The 14,379-nt window shown below is 68.4% G+C and carries 15 protein-coding genes; 7 read left to right on the plus strand and 8 right to left on the minus strand.

Annotation, left to right across the window (positions count from 1 at the left end; translation table 11 throughout):
- Window positions 1-117: 117 nt before the first annotated feature.
- Window positions 118-1,164, minus strand: a complete 1,047-nt coding sequence (gene trpD / locus ACFQVD_RS17665) for an anthranilate phosphoribosyltransferase (RefSeq protein ID WP_343974214.1) — start codon at window positions 1,162-1,164, stop codon at window positions 118-120.
- Between the two features lie 19 nt (window positions 1,165-1,183).
- Window positions 1,184-1,582: a hypothetical protein gene (locus ACFQVD_RS17670; RefSeq protein ID WP_343974291.1), complete on the minus strand. Its 399-nt coding sequence runs from the start codon at window positions 1,580-1,582 to the stop codon at window positions 1,184-1,186.
- 195 nt (window positions 1,583-1,777) lie between these two features.
- Between ACFQVD_RS17670 and ctaE the strand changes: the two genes are divergently transcribed.
- From ctaE to qcrB, 4 genes are read left to right on the plus strand one after another with little or no spacing between them, the layout of a single operon-like run.
- Window positions 1,778-2,395, plus strand: coding sequence for an aa3-type cytochrome oxidase subunit III (gene ctaE / locus ACFQVD_RS17675; RefSeq protein WP_343974211.1), 618 nt, complete (start codon window positions 1,778-1,780; stop codon window positions 2,393-2,395).
- 16 nt (window positions 2,396-2,411) lie between these two features.
- Window positions 2,412-3,251: a cytochrome bc1 complex diheme cytochrome c subunit gene (qcrC, locus tag ACFQVD_RS17680; RefSeq protein WP_343974208.1), complete on the plus strand. Its 840-nt coding sequence runs from the start codon at window positions 2,412-2,414 to the stop codon at window positions 3,249-3,251.
- Window positions 3,248-4,372, plus strand: a complete 1,125-nt coding sequence (qcrA, locus tag ACFQVD_RS17685; protein ID WP_343974206.1) for a cytochrome bc1 complex Rieske iron-sulfur subunit — start codon at window positions 3,248-3,250, stop codon at window positions 4,370-4,372. Before qcrC ends, qcrA begins: the two co-directional genes overlap by 4 nt.
- The gene (gene qcrB / locus ACFQVD_RS17690; RefSeq protein ID WP_343974203.1) at window positions 4,369-6,018 is read left to right on the plus strand and encodes a cytochrome bc1 complex cytochrome b subunit; all 1,650 of its coding nucleotides are present in this window, start codon (window positions 4,369-4,371) and stop codon (window positions 6,016-6,018) included. The genes qcrA and qcrB overlap by 4 nt, the downstream gene beginning before the upstream one ends.
- Window positions 6,019-6,278: 260 nt before the next feature.
- On the opposite strand, the gene ACFQVD_RS17695 is transcribed toward qcrB, so the two are convergent.
- The 4 genes from ACFQVD_RS17695 to ctaC all read right to left on the minus strand — a co-directional run bounded on the left by ACFQVD_RS17695 (window position 6,279) and on the right by ctaC (window position 10,456).
- A complete protein-coding gene (locus ACFQVD_RS17695; protein WP_343974200.1) occupies window positions 6,279-7,508 on the minus strand; it encodes a L,D-transpeptidase in 1,230 nt (409 codons plus the stop codon).
- 154 nt (window positions 7,509-7,662) lie between these two features.
- The gene (locus tag ACFQVD_RS17700; protein WP_343974197.1) at window positions 7,663-8,058 is read right to left on the minus strand and encodes a cytochrome c oxidase subunit 4; all 396 of its coding nucleotides are present in this window, start codon (window positions 8,056-8,058) and stop codon (window positions 7,663-7,665) included.
- Window positions 8,055-9,644 carry an aa3-type cytochrome oxidase subunit I gene (ctaD, locus tag ACFQVD_RS17705; RefSeq protein WP_343974194.1) on the minus strand — a complete coding sequence of 530 codons (1,590 nt, stop codon included), beginning with the start codon at window positions 9,642-9,644 and terminating at the stop codon, window positions 8,055-8,057. The genes ACFQVD_RS17700 and ctaD overlap by 4 nt, the downstream gene beginning before the upstream one ends.
- 62 nt (window positions 9,645-9,706) lie before the next feature.
- Window positions 9,707-10,456: an aa3-type cytochrome oxidase subunit II gene (ctaC, locus tag ACFQVD_RS17710; protein WP_343974191.1), complete on the minus strand. Its 750-nt coding sequence runs from the start codon at window positions 10,454-10,456 to the stop codon at window positions 9,707-9,709.
- 216 nt (window positions 10,457-10,672) lie between these two features.
- Between ctaC and ACFQVD_RS17715 the strand changes: the two genes are divergently transcribed.
- The 3 genes from ACFQVD_RS17715 to ACFQVD_RS17725 all read left to right on the plus strand — a co-directional run bounded on the left by ACFQVD_RS17715 (window position 10,673) and on the right by ACFQVD_RS17725 (window position 12,589).
- Complete coding sequence (locus ACFQVD_RS17715; RefSeq protein WP_364155370.1) at window positions 10,673-11,809, plus strand: cysteine desulfurase family protein; 1,137 nt, start codon at window positions 10,673-10,675, stop codon at window positions 11,807-11,809.
- A gap of 25 nt (window positions 11,810-11,834) precedes the next feature.
- Window positions 11,835-12,104 carry a sulfurtransferase TusA family protein gene (locus ACFQVD_RS17720; RefSeq protein ID WP_343970174.1) on the plus strand — a complete coding sequence of 90 codons (270 nt, stop codon included), beginning with the start codon at window positions 11,835-11,837 and terminating at the stop codon, window positions 12,102-12,104.
- A 62-nt stretch (window positions 12,105-12,166) separates the two neighbouring features.
- Window positions 12,167-12,589, plus strand: a complete 423-nt coding sequence (locus ACFQVD_RS17725) for a CBS domain-containing protein (RefSeq protein WP_343970177.1) — start codon at window positions 12,167-12,169, stop codon at window positions 12,587-12,589.
- Window positions 12,590-12,738: 149 nt separating this feature from the next.
- Here the strand turns inward: ACFQVD_RS17725 and ACFQVD_RS17730 are convergent, their stop codons facing one another.
- Window positions 12,739-13,725, minus strand: coding sequence for a carbohydrate kinase family protein (locus tag ACFQVD_RS17730; protein ID WP_343970180.1), 987 nt, complete (start codon window positions 13,723-13,725; stop codon window positions 12,739-12,741).
- A gap of 159 nt (window positions 13,726-13,884) precedes the next feature.
- Window positions 13,885-14,238: a HesB/IscA family protein gene (locus tag ACFQVD_RS17735; RefSeq protein WP_030910261.1), complete on the minus strand. Its 354-nt coding sequence runs from the start codon at window positions 14,236-14,238 to the stop codon at window positions 13,885-13,887.
- Between the last annotated feature and the right edge of the window lie 141 nt (window positions 14,239-14,379).

The following is a 14,379-nucleotide window of genomic DNA, read 5'->3' on the forward strand; positions in this document are numbered from 1 at the left end:
GGTCACGTTCCAGTGACGGTCCGGACGGTGCCGGGACGCTCCTCTCCCACGGAGACACCGCCGGGAGGGTTCACGACGGCCCATGCCCCCGGCCCCGCGCCGCGGGACGAGCACGGTTCAGGACGGCTTCGACGCCCGGCTGACCGCGACCCACCGGTCGAGGGTCTCGCCGGCGGCACCGGAGTCGACGGCTCGCACGGCGCGCTCGTAGCCCGCGGCCATCGCGGCGTTCAGGTCACCGCCGGCACCGTCGAGGGCGACCAGCGCGGCCGCGGCGTTCAGCAGCACCGCGTCGCGGACCGGGCCGGTCTTGCCGCCGACCAGGTCGTGCACGGCCCTGGCGTTGAAGGCCACGTCCCCGCCGCGCAGCGCGTCGGGCGCCGCCCTGGGGATGTCGAGGACCGCCGGGTCGAAGACGGTCTGCTCGGCGCCGCCCTCGCGCACCACCCAGACCGTGGAGGTGGTGGCGATGGTGAGCTCGTCCAGCCCGTCGTCGCCCCGGAAGACCAGGGCGGAGACCCCGCGCTCGGCGAAGACGCCGGCGACGACGGGGAGCATGCCCGCGTCGAAGATGCCGATCGCCTGGGCGGCGGGCCTGGCCGGGTTGGTCAGCGGGCCCAGGAAGTTGAAGACCGTGGGGATGCCGAGCTCCTTGCGCGGCGGGCCCGCGAAGCGTAGCGCCGGGTGGTAGGCCGGCGCGAAGCAGAAGGCGATGCCGGCCTCCACCGCGACCCTGGCGGTGTCCGCCGGGGGCAGGTCGAGCACGATCCCCAGGTGCTCCAGGACGTCGGCGGCGCCGCACGAGGAGGAGGCTGCCCGGTTGCCGTGCTTGACGACCCTGGCCCCCGCCGCGGCGGCCACGATCGCGGCCATGGTGGAGACGTTGACGGTGTGCGCCCGGTCACCACCGGTGCCGACGACGTCGACGACGGGCCCCTCGACCGACAGCGGGGTGGCCAGCTCCAGCATCGTGCGCGCCAGGCCGGTCACCTCCGCGACGGTCTCGCCCTTCGCCCGCAGCGCCACCGCGAAGCCTGCGATCTGGGCGGGCGTGGCGGAGCCGGACATGATCTGGTTCATCGCCCAGGCGGTCTCGTCCGCCGTCAGGTGCTCGCCCGCGAGCAGGGCGGACAACAGCGCCGGCCAGGTGGTGCGCGCGTCCATGCGGTTCTCCAGGGGGGTTTTACCGGGCGGTCAGACGAGTGGACAGGCGGCGGCGCATCAGGTCGGCGACGGTCTCCGCGAGGCCGACCGGGTCGATCGGCTGCGGCACCACGGCCTCGGCGCGCGACCACTCGGCCAGCCAGCGGTCGTCACGGCGGGCGATCAGCAGGCAGATCGGCGGGCAGTCGTGGACCTCGTCCTTGGCCTGACGGGCCACCCCCATGCCGCCCGCGGGCTGGGCCTCGGCGTCGAGCACGGCGACGTCGATCTCACCGGAGTCGAAGTGCTGGACGACCTTGGCGTGGGTGGCGCACTCCACGATCTCCACGAGGGGCACGTCGGCGGCGGGGCGGCGGCCGAGTGCCTGCCGCACCTTCTCGCGGGTGCTCGCGTCGTCGCTGTAGACGAGGACCCTCATCTTGTCGTCGGTGCTCACGGTCGCGCTCACTATCCCTCGTCGATGTATGGTCACCTGGGATGCTACCGGTCAGCCGGCCTGGAGACCCAGGCCGGAGCCACAGCTGAACAAAATGCCCCATACGTCCCCTTTTTATGGGCGTATGCCCCCCCTATCGGGGGGTCGTGCGGCGACCCGAGCAGGAGAGCCGCAATAATGCTGCCCGTGGCGACAGCATCCGCAATTTCAACGACGACGACAGCACACTCGTCCCGCAGACCCGATCTGGTCAGCGTCGGGACGATCGTCTGGCTGTCCTCCGAGCTCATGTTCTTCGCGGCGCTGTTCGCGATGTACTTCACCATCCGGTCTGTGAGCCTCAGCCAGGGACTGCCCTGGCCGGAGGCCCCCCTGAACGTCCCCTTCGCCCTGGGCAACACGATCATCCTGGTCCTGTCGAGTGTGACCTGCCAGCTGGGCGTGTGGGCGGCTGAGAAGGGCCAGGTCGCCAAGCTGCGTTTCTGGTACATCGTCAGCTTCCTGATGGGCTCCGTGTTCGTGGCCGGCCAGCTGTACGAGTACAACGAGCTGGTCCACGAAGGACACACCCTGTCGCACACCGCGTACGACTCGGTGTTCTACCTGACCACGGGCTTTCACGGCCTCCACGTGACCGGTGGACTGATCGCGTTCCTCTTCATGCTGGGACGCACGTACGCCGCGAAGCGCTTCACCCGTGAGCAGGCGACCAGCGCGATCGTCGTGTCCTACTACTGGCACTTCGTCGACGTGGTCTGGATCGGCCTTTTCGTGACCATCTATGGAATTCAATAAGGAATCGGGGATCTCTGTGAATAGGATCACCGCTGGGCGGCGGCATCCCCTCGCGAGATACGCCGTCCTGCTCCTGGCCCTGGCCCTGATCGGCGGGGTCTACACCGTTGCCCTGACGGTCTCCTCCAGCAGTCAGGCCGACGCCGCCATCGCGTCCGGCAGGGCCGACGACGTGGCCGAGGGCAAGAAACTCTTCGAGCAGAGCTGCGCCAGCTGCCACGGGCTCAACGCCGAGGGCACCGCCCAGGGTCCGACCCTGATCGGCGTCGGCGCCGCCTCGGTGGACTTCCAGGTCAGCAGCGGCCGCATGCCCCTGGCCAACCCCGGCGCGCAGGCACCGCGCAAGCCCCCGCCGCCGTGGGTCGCCAAGACCAAGCGCCCCGACGGCACCTACGAGGCCGTCGACCAGCTCGCCGCCTACATCCAGTCGCTCGGCGGCGGCCCGGCCATCCCGGACAAGGATCAGGTCGACCCCGCCATGGGAGACAAGGCCAAGGGCGGCGAGCTTTTCCGCGCCAACTGCATCCAGTGCCACAACTTCGTCGGCTCGGGCGGCGCCCTGACCCAGGGCAAGTACGCTCCGCCGCTCCACGAGGCCACCCCGACGCAGATCTATGAGGCCATGGTCACCGGCCCCCAGGCGATGCCGGTGTTCAACGACAGCATCATCACCCCTCAGCAGAAGAAGGACATGATCGCCTACATCGTGGGCGTGCGGAACGAGCCCAACCCGGGCGGCGCCGGTCTGGGCCGCATCGGCCCGGTCACCGAGGGCCTGGTGGCCTGGGTCGTCGGACTCAGCCTCCTCTCCCTGGCCGCCATCTGGATCACCGCGAAGAGGCGACAGGCCAAATGACTGAGAACAATCACGGCATCGAACAGCCGGAGGAACGCGCGCCAAGGCGCGTCATCGGCACCCCCCCACCCGCGGCGAGCACCTCCCTGCTCGGCACCGAGGAGCGCCCGTCGACCGAGGTCGCCCAGGTTCCCGGAGTGACCCCGCAGGACGAGGCGACCGCGAAGAAGGGCGAGAAGTACGCCGCCCTCTGCTTCCTCGTCGCCTTCCTGGCCGGCATCGGCTTCGTGGTGTCGTACGTCGTCTTCCAGGTCGGCGACATCGAGAAGACGCAGGTCTCCAACCTCGCGCTGGGCGGCACGCTCACGCTGGCCCTGCTCGGGCTGGCCGCGGGCATGGTGACCTGGGTCCGCCTGGTCATGCCCAAGTACAACCTGGTCCAGGAGCGCCACCCGATGGCCTCCGACACCGAGACCCGGTCCTACGTCGGCGAGACCTTCCTGCAGGGCGCGGCCGAGAGCGGCATCACCAAGCGCCCGCTGCTGCGCCGCACCCTGCTGCTCGCCGCCGCCCCGCTCGGCCTGGCCCCGCTGGTCCTGCTGCGCGACCTCGGCCCGAGCTACAAGGACTTCCCCGCCAAGCTGCGGCACACCGTCTGGGGAGAGAAGACCAAGGACGGCAAGAACCGCAAGCTCCTCGTCGAGGGAAGCGGATCACCCATCCGGGCGGCCGACTTCAACTCCCCCGGCGGCATCCTCTCCGTGGTGCCCGAGGGATACGAGCACGACCTGAACGCACTGGCCAAGGCCACCCTGATCCTGATCAAGTTCCGCCCGGAGGAGCTCAAGTCCGGGACGAACCTGAACTGGGCCCACGACGGGATCGTGGCGTACTCCAAGATCTGCACGCACGTCGGCTGCCCCGCGGCCCTGTACGAGCAGAGCACGCACCACATCCTGTGCCCGTGTCACCAATCGACCTTCGACGCCGCCGACGGCGCCAAGGTCGTCTTCGGCCCGGCGGCCCGGCCTCTTCCGCAGCTGCCGATCGCCGTGGACGAAGAGGGATACCTCGTGGCGACGGCGGACTTCCCCGTCCCCGTCGGGCCCAGCTTCTGGGAGCGCGGCGACGCCGAGGCCGAGGCCCGTGAGGCCGAGGCCAAGAAGGGAGGCCAATCATGAGCACCCAGCCCGTTCCGAAGCCCATCGCGGGCGCGAGCGGCTTCGTCGACGACCGCATCGGGGCGGGGAACTTCCTGCGGCGGAACCTGCGGAAGATCTTCCCCGACCACTGGTCGTTCCTGCTCGGTGAGATCGCGCTCTACTCGTTCATCGTCCTGCTGCTGACCGGCACGTTCCTGACGTTCTTCTTCAAGCCCAGCATGGCCCACGTGGAGTACACCGGCTCCTACGGCCCGCTGTACGGCGTCGGGATGTCCGAGGCGTACGCGTCGTCGCTGGAGATCAGCTTCGACGTGCGCGGCGGCCTGCTGATGCGCCAGATGCACCACTGGGCCGCCCTGCTGTTCATCGGCGGCATGATGGTGCACGCGCTGCGGGTGTTCTTCACCGGCGCCTACCGCAAGCCGCGCGAGCTGAACTGGCTGATCGGCGTGCTGCTGCTGACCCTGGCGCTGGCCGCGGGACTCACCGGCTACTCCCTCCCCGACGACCTGCTGTCGGGCGCCGGTCTGCGGATCACCGAGGGTGTGGCGATCTCGCTGCCGCTGGTCGGCACCTGGATCACGTTCTTCCTCTTCGGCGGCGAGTACCCGGGCGTGGACGTCGTCTCCCGGTTCTACTCGCTGCACATCCTGCTCATCCCGGGCATCCTGCTGGCGCTCATCTCGGCTCACATGATCCTGATGTGGGTCCAGAAGCACACGCAGATGCCGGGCAAGGGCCGCACCAACGAGAACGTGGTGGGCGCGCCGTTCTACCCGGCCTTCATGGTCAAGGCCGGCGCCTACTTCATGTTCACCTTCGGCGTCATCGCGCTGCTGGGCACCTTCGCCCAGATCAACCCGATCTGGCTGTACGGTCCCTACACCCCGGCCGACATCTCGGCGGGCTCTCAGCCCGACTTCTACATGGGCTTCCTGGAGGGTTCGCTCCGGCTGATGCCCGCCTGGGAGATCAACGTCCTGGGCTTCACGCTGCCGATGAGCGTGCTGATCCCGGCGCTGGTGCCGATGGGCATCGTCATGACGGGTCTGGCGCTGTACCCGTTCATCGAGCAGTGGGTCACCGGAGACCGCCGCGAGCACCACGTCGTGGACCGTCCCCGCAACAACCCGCACCGCACCTCGATCGGCATCTCGGCGATGACCTTCTACGGGGTCCTGTGGCTGCTCGGCGCCAACGACGAGATCGCCGCGTTCTTCCAGGTGTCGCTGAACTGGACGACCTACGTCGGCCGGGTCCTGATCTTCGCCGGTCCGGCGATCGCCTACTACGTCACCTACCGGATCTGCCTGGGTCTGCAGCGCGCCGACGCGGCCATCATCGGCCACGGCGTGGAGTCCGGCGTGATCAAGCGACTGCCGCACGGCGAGTACATCGAGGTCCACGTCCCGCCCAACGAGGCCATCGAGGCCCACATGCGGGGCAAGGAGCCGGTCCCGGTCCTCACCGGGGGCGGCGGCGGAGACGACGACGGCATCCCGTCCAAGGCGATGCGCGGCCCGCTCGGCAAGCTCCGCAACAAGATGAGCGCGGCCTACGGCGGCGAGAAGATCCCGCTCGACGACGGCCACGGCCACGGCGAGGGGCACGAGGAGCACACGGCGGTCGGTCAGGGTGGAGAGGACAGGTCCCTGACCCACTGACCCCCGGGGTTGACGCCACACGAGAGGCCCGGACACCGCACGGTGTCCGGGCCTCGACGTCTTTCCACACCCTTTTCCCGACGCCCCGCCGGAGGGCCGCCCCTGAGCCCCCGAATCCCCGAGCCCGGGTCCATGACCCCGAAGCCTCTCCGCGACGGCTGACGCCCCCTCAGGGGTCTCCGCGGGCACCTACGGCCGGCGGGGGCCCGGTTTCAGACACCGTCGGTCTCAGACGTCGTCGGTCTCAGACGTCGTCGGTCTCAGACGTCGTCGGTGGTGAAGTGCTTGAGGCTGCTCCACTTGAGCCATTCCCGCCAGCTCTCCTGCCAGTGACCCCAGCCGTTGGTGGGCTCCAGGACGCGGGGCGAGCCGGTGATGATGATCGGATCCCCGATCAGGGTGTTGTCGAGGAACCACTTGGCGTTGCTCGGGCTGACGTTGACGCAGCCGTGGCTGACGTTGGAGTAGCCCTGGGAGCCGACCGACCACGGGGCGCTGTGGATGTACTCGCCGCTGTTGGAGATGCGGACCGTGTCGTAGACGGTCAGCTGGTAGTAGCCGGGCGAGCCGGGCCCGATGCCCGGAGAGGTCATCACCGTGACGTTCTCCCTGGACATGGCCAGGTGCACGCCGCTGGTCGTGTGGTACTTCCAGTCGCCGCCCTGGCCCGCGCTCATCGGGATCTCCCTGACGACCTTGCCGTTGCGCCGCACCGTGAGGTGGTGGGAGAGAATGCTGCCCCGGGTGATCTGCGCGCGGCCGACCTTGAAGTTGACCGTCCGGTTCGCCGCGCCGTACAGGCCGGCGCCGCCGCGCACCCCGGCCAGCCGGGCCTCGACCCTGACCTTGGTGCCCGAGGGCCAGAAGTTCTTCGGGCGGAAGTGCACGTTGCGGTCGTCGAACCAGTGCCACGCCCCCACGACCGGCCTGGAGGTGCGGACGAACAGGTTGCGCTCGACGGAGACGCGGTCGGTGACGGGGTGGTCAAAGGTGATCATCACCGGCATGCCGACGCCGACGGTCAGACCGGTCATGTCCCGGTCCGGCATGAAGCTCTCGATCGCGAAGGTCTCGCGGCCCTTCACCGTGGAGAAGGACGAGGTCGTCCGGGTGAGGGCGCCCTCCGGATTGACCGCCGTCACCGAGACCTCGTAGGAGGCCCCTGGAGCCGCCGTACCGCGGCTGCGCCACTGTGTACCGTCGGCGCTGAGAACGCCCTGCAGAGAGCCTTTGGCGCCCTTCACGGCCCTGACGGTGACCGACTTCAGGGTGCCGCCCTGCGCCGCGACCAGGACGGGGGTGTCCGTGGGCACTCCCCTGGCCCCCTTGAGCGGTGCCACGGTGACCACGGCGGCGGCGGACTCCGCCTGTTGGGACGCCTGCGGCGTCTGCTCCTGGCGTACGGCGGTGCTTGTCGAGCAGGAGGTCGTCACCAGCACGAGGGCCAGCAGTCCCGCTCCCTGGCTCGAACCACGGATCGCGTGCCCCACATGAACTCCCCTGTCCCGGACTGAACCACTGATTCAGTTATTACCCGGAGTAAGCGGTTCACCACATAAGACATCCACCCTGAGCCCCAAATAAACGCCAAAAAGCGGGCCACGGAAGTTTTTCCGTGACCCGCTTTCGCGGTGGGACGCGGGGTCAGTGCGAGAAGTTGCCCCGGTAGTACTCGAAAACGAAACCGATCATGCTCATGATGATCGCGAAAACGCCGATCAGGAACAGCCACCAGCCGATGACCAGGCCGACGGCGGCGAGCGAGACGGCCAGGCAGACGAAGAGCGGCCACCAGCTGTGCGGGCTGAAGAAGCCCAGTTCCCCGGCGCCGTCGCTGATCTCGCCCTGCTTGTCGTCCTCCGGCTGGTCGCCGATCCGGCGGGCCGTGTACATCAGGTAGTAGCCGATCATGAGCGCGAAGCCCACCGAGATGGCCATCGCCGTCGTGCCGACCGGCTCCTTCGACCAGTACCAGTAGACGACGTCCACGGCGGCGAAGAAAATGCCGCAGAGGATGAACAACCAGCCCTGGACCTTCATCGGACCTCCTCCAGCTCACGGGGGGCCGGGGTGTGCGGGTACTTGAGGTCGAACGCCGGGCGCTCGGACCGGATGCGGGGCAGCGAGATGAAGTTGTGCCTCGGCGGCGGGCAGGACGTCGCCCATTCGAGGGAGTTGCCGTAGCCCCACGGGTCGTCCACGGTGACCTGCGGCGCGGTCTTGTGGGTCTTCCACACGTTGTAGAGGAACGGCAGCGTGGAGGCACCCAGCAGGAACGCGCCCACCGAGGAGACCATGTTGAGGTCGGTGAACCCGTCGATCGGGCTGTAGTCGGCGTAGCGGCGCGGGAAGCCCTGCGCGCCCAGCCAGTGCTGGACCAGGAAGGTCGCGTGGAAGCCGACGAACAGCGTCCAGAAGTGGATCTTGCCCAGCCTGTCGTTCAGCATCTTGCCGGTGAACTTGGGCCACCAGAAGTAGAAGCCGGCGAACATCGCGAACACCACGGTGCCGAACACCACGTAGTGGAAGTGCGCCACCACGAAGTAGGAGTCGGACACCTGGAAGTCCAGCGGCGGGGAGGCCAGGATGACACCGGTCAGACCGCCGAACAGGAACGTCACCAGGAAGCCGATCGAGAACAGCATCGGCGACTCGAACGACAGGTGGCCGCGCCACATGGTGCCGATCCAGTTGAAGAACTTCACCCCGGTGGGCACCGCGATGAGGAACGTCATGAAGGAGAAGAACGGCAGCAACACCTGCCCGGTGGCGAACATGTGGTGCGCCCACACCGTGATCGACAGACCCGCGATGGCGATGGTCGCGGCCACCAGGCCGATGTAGCCGAACAGCGGCTTGCGGCTGAAGACGGGCAGGATCTCGGTCACGATGCCGAAGAACGGCAGCGCGATGATGTAGACCTCGGGATGGCCGAAGAACCAGAACAGGTGCTGCCAGAGCAACGCCCCGCCGGTGCTGGAGTCGAAGATGTGCGTGCCGAGCTTGCGGTCGGACTCCAGCGCCAGCAGCGCGGCGGCCAGCACCGGGAAGGCCATCAGCACCAGGATCGAGGTGAGCAGGATGTTCCAGGTGAACATCGGCAGGCGGAACATCGTCATGCCGGGCGCGCGCATGCACACGATCGTGGTGATGAAGTTCACAGAGCCGAGGATCGTGCCCAGACCGCTGATGGTCAGGCCGACGATCCACAGGTCGCCGCCGATGCCCGGGGAGCTGATCGCGTTCGACAGCGGGGTGTAGGCGAACCAGCCGAAGCTGGCCGCGCCGCCCGGGGTGAGGAAGCCCGACAGGGCGATGGTGCTGCCGAAGGTGAAGAGCCAGTAGCTGACCATGTTCAGCCGCGGGAAGGCGACGTCGGGGGCGCCGATCTGCAGCGGCATGAGCTCGTTGGCGAACCCGGCGAACAGCGGGGTCGCGAACATCAGCAGCATGACGGTGCCGTGCATGGTGAACAGCTGGTTGAACTGCTCGTTCGTGGTCAGCTGGAGGCCCGGCTGGGCCAGCTCCGCCCGCATGATCAGCGCCATGACGCCGCCGATCAGGAAGAAGACGAACGAGGTGATCAGGTAGAGGTGTCCGATGATCTTGTGATCGGTGGACGTCATCCACTTGACGACGACCGAGCCCTTGCGGGTCGGGGGAAGGGGAAGTGCTGGGTTATGCGCGGTCACTGGGCACCCGCCTGGCTAGCGATGTACTGGTCGAACTCGGCCTGGGGCACGAGCTTCACCGAGAAGAGCATCCGGCTGTGGTCCACACCGCAGAGCTCGGCGCAGCGACCGGCGTAGACACCTGTCTTGTTCAGCGTCTGGACCTCGAACTTGTTGTTCACGCCCGGGATCACGTCGCGCTTGAAGTGGAACGCCGGTACCCAGAAGGAGTGGATGACGTCCGGCGAGTGGAGGTCGAACTCGACGTTCTTCCCCACCGGCAGCATCAGCTCGGGACCCTTGGTGTAGTCGGCCGCGGGCAGGCCCACGACCTGGACGGTCTTGCCGTTGTACTCCGTCGTGAAGCGCCAGCTCCACTGGAAGCCCTCGACCTTGACCTTCACGTCGGGCTTGCCGGACAGGGTGTTGATGTAGTTCTGGTCCCGCGCGGTGAAGAAGAAGAACACGCCGACCATGATGATCGGCACCACCGTGTAGAGGATCTCGATCGGCAGGTTGTACCGCACCTGAGGCGGCAACTCCTCGGAGGAGTTCTTCTTCTTACGGTGGAAGGCGACGGACCAGAGGATCAGACCCCACACGACCACACCGGTGGCGAGGGCGGCGATCCACGATCCGTTCCACAGGCTCTGGACGGATTCGGACTGCTTGGTGACGCCCTCGGGCAGGCCGCCTCGGGACCATTCTTCGGCACTGCACGCCGTCAGGGAAACCAGCAGCAGCGCCAGAGCGGCAGCGCGTGGCACCCGGCGGCGGGCCAACGGACGCCGTGCGGAACGGCGGGTCGGACTCACGGATCGCCTACCCCACAGATGAAGCCCAGGAGTCGCTCCTGGGCGGTCGTTTGTTCACGTTCAAGATTTGTAGTTCACAGCTTCACGCTGGGGGACACATTAGCGCGGACAACCGTCGCCCCCCCGCGCAGCCCCCGCCCGCACCGCGCGTGGTGCGACGATTGGAGCGTGGCGTACTTCGACGCGGCCTCCACGGAGCCGCTGCACCCCCAGGCTCGGGAGGCTCTCATCGCGGCCCTCGACGTCGGCTGGGCCGACCCCGCGAGGCTGTACGGTTCCGCTCGCCGGGCAAGGATGTTACTGGAACAGGCGAGGACCGAGGTCGCCGAGGCCCTGGGCGCCAGGCCCGACGAGGTCTCGTTCACCTCCTCGGGCACCCAGGCGGTGCACCTGGGCGTGCTCGGCACCCTGCACGGACGCCGCAGGAGCGGCCGCCGCCTGGTCACCTCGGCCGTGGAGCACTCCAGCGTGCTGCACGCGGCCGGCATCCACGAGCGCGACGGCGGCTCGGTCGAGACGGTCGGCGTCGGGATCACCGGCGCCGTCGAGGCCGGTGCCTTCCGCGAGGCGGTCCTCGCCGAGGGCACCGCCCTGGCCTGCCTGCAGAGCGCCAACCACGAGGTCGGGACCGTCCAGCCGGTCGCCGAGGCGGCGGCGGCGTGCGCCGAGGCGGGGGTGCCGCTGCTGGTGGACGCCGCCCAGACCGCGGGCCGGATGCCGCTGCCCGGCGGCTGGTCGGTGCTGGCCGCGAGCGCGCACAAGTGGGGCGGCCCCGCGGGGGTCGGCGTGCTGGTGGTCCGCAAGGGCACCCGGTGGCGCAGCCCGCTGCCCGAGGACGACCGCGAGCGCCGCCGGGTCCCCGGTTTCGAGAACGTGCCGGCGATCGTCGCGGCGGCCGCCGCGCTGCGTGCCACGGTGGCCGAGTCGGCCGTGGAGTCGGCCAGGCTCTCCACGCTCGTGGACCGGGTCAGGACCGAGGTGCCCCGGCTGGTCCCCGACGTCGAGGTCATCGGTGATCCGGTCGTGCGGGCGCCGCACATCGTCACCTTTTCGTGTCTTTACGTGGAAGGTGAGGCACTGCTCACCGAACTCGACAAGGCCGGATTCTCGGTATCGTCCGGCAGTTCCTGCACGGCGAGTACGCTTCGTCCATCGCATGTTCTGGAGGCCATGGGCGTGCTCACCCACGGGAACGTGCGGGTGTCGCTGCCCAGAGGCACCTCGGCGGCGGATGTCGACCGTTTCCTCACCGTCCTGCCCGGCACGGTACGCAGGATCCGCGAGGAGGCGGGGGTTAAACTGTGATCAACATTTGGGAAGTGAAGACTCCATGACGTCCAGCCAGGCCAACCCGGCGGGATCGGCCCAGAGCCCGGCACTGACCATCGACGCGCTGGGCAAGAAGTGCCCGATTCCCATCATCATGCTGGCCGAGCAGATCAACCACGTGCCGCTCAACGCGATCGTCGCGGTCCTGGCCGACGACCCCGCCGCCTTCACCGACATCCCGGCCTGGTGCCGGCTGAAGTCGCACCACCACGTGGCCAGCTACGAGCTTCCCGAGCGCGGCTGGTCCATCCACGTGCGCCGCAACTACTGACTTGTCCTGAAACTGGGTATGACTCTCCCCGAAAATCCATCAAACGGTTCGGGGGGACAGTTATGAGCGGCGAGACCGCCAGGAGTCTGATGCATGCCGGGGTCCGTTGCGTGGAGGCGCACGAGACGCTCGACCGGGCCGCACAGATGATGCGCGACATGAACGTGGGCGCGCTACCCATCTGCGGCAGCGACGACCGGCTGAAGGGGATCATCACCGACCGCGACATCGTGGTCAAGTGCGTGGCCCACGGCATGGACCCGTCCAAGGTCACCGCCGGTGAGCTGGCGACCGGGCTGGTCTGGGTGTCGTCGGACGCCAGCGTCGACGAGACGCTGGCCAAGATGGAGCAGAACCAGATACGGCGGCTGCCGGTGATCGAGAACGGCCGCATCATCGGCATGATCAGCGAGGCCGACCTGGCCAGGCACCTGCCCGACGACAAGCTCGCCGAGTTCGTGCACCGTATCTACGCGAGCACCTGACACCTGCGTGGACGGCATCCCGCCCGGCTGAGTGCCCGATGTCGGGTGATCTCAGCCGGGCGTGGCTCAGCCGCCGGTCCGGCGGCGGGTCCGGCCACCGGTGACCCGGGCGGCGCCCGGTGCCGGCCGGCCGGTGTTCGAGCGGCGGCTCAGGCGTGGTGGCAGTTCACGAAGCCGGCCACCTCGGCCGCGGCGTCGGTGCCGTAGGCGTCGGCGAAACGCTCCAGGAAGACCTTCTGACCGAGTTCGTACTCCTGGCCGCCGACGCGCTCCAGAACGTGGGTGGCGGTGAGGTTGCCGACCTGGCCGCAGCGCTCCAGGGACAGGCCCCAGGCCAGCGCCGCCAGGAAACCGGACCTGAAGGCGTCTCCCACGCCTGTGGGGTCCGCCTTGCCCAGCTCGGGCGCCGGGGGGACGTGCAGCGGCGGCTCGTCCTTGCGGTCGATGACGACGCCCTTGGGGCCGAGCGTGGTGACGCGGACGCCGACCCGGCCGAGGATCTCCTCGTCGGTCCAGCCGGTCTTCTGCTCGATCATGCCCTTCTCGTAGTCGTTGCCGAACAGGTAGGCGGCGCCGTCGACCAGTTCGCGGATATCCTCGCCGGGCATGCGCGCGAGCTGCTGGGAGGGGTCGGCGGCGAACGGGATCGCGCGCTGGCGCGCCTCGGCGGTGTGCCTGAGCATCGCCTCGGGGTCGTTGGGGCTGATCAGCACCAGCTCCAGGCCACCGAGCCGCTGGCTGATCGGGCCGAGCTCGATGAGACGGGCCTCGGCCATCGCACCGGTGTAGAACGACGCGATCTGGTTGTGGTCGTCGTCGGTCGTGCACAGGAAGCGGGCGGTGTGATGCAGCTCCGAGACGTGGACGGAGTCGCAGTCGACGCCGTGGCGCTCCAGCCAGGAGCGGTAGTCGGCGAAGTCCGCGCCGACCGCGCCGACCAGGACGGGCCGAAGACCCAGGCAGCCCATGCCGAAGGCGATGTTGGCCGCGCAGCCGCCACGGCGGATCTGCAGGTCGTCCACGAGGAACGACAGGGAAATCCGGTGGAGCTGATCGGCGATGAGCTGGTCGCCGAAGCGGCCCGGGAAGGTCATCAGGTGATCTGTCGCGATTGAGCCGGTGACGGCGATGCGCACGGGGTTCTTCTCCTCGTTGTCAGCATCTCTGGGAACGTGGGCGATCGGGCCACGCAAGAATACGCGACCTTGTGGGCGCACGAAGGCCCCGCGCGGTGACGGATGTCACCGCGCGGGGCCTTCGTTGTCTCGTCCGGTCTCGTCCGGTCGGGCGATTGCCTAGTTGAACGAGTCTCCGCAGGCGCACGACCCCGTGGCGTTGGGGTTGTCGATCGTGAAGCCCTGCTTCTCGATCGTGTCGACGAAGTCGACGGTGGCACCCACGAGGTAGGGCGCGCTCATCCGGTCGGTGACCACGCTCACGCCGTCGAAGTCGGAGACGACGTCACCGTCCATCGAACGGTCGTCGAAGAAGAGCTGGTAGCGCAGACCGGAACAGCCGCCGGGCTGCACGGCCACGCGCAGCTGGAGGCCCTCCTCGCCCTGCTGCTCCAGCAGGCTCTTGACCTTCGCGGCGGCCGCGGAACTGAGGATCAGGCCCTGCGCCGTGGTCTCGCTGCTCTCAACCGACATGTGGTGACTCCCGCGTCTGCGTCAGCCGCTCCCCGGGAACGGCTGTCTGTTTCTGACGTCCTTCTTAGACGCTACCAACACCCGTCCCCGCTTACACATTCCTGGGACGACTCACACTTCCCCTCTTCGGACAAAACTCCC

The organism is Streptosporangium amethystogenes subsp. fukuiense (assembly GCF_042665875.1).
Classification (GTDB): Bacteria; Actinomycetota; Actinomycetes; order Streptosporangiales; family Streptosporangiaceae; genus Streptosporangium; species Streptosporangium fukuiense.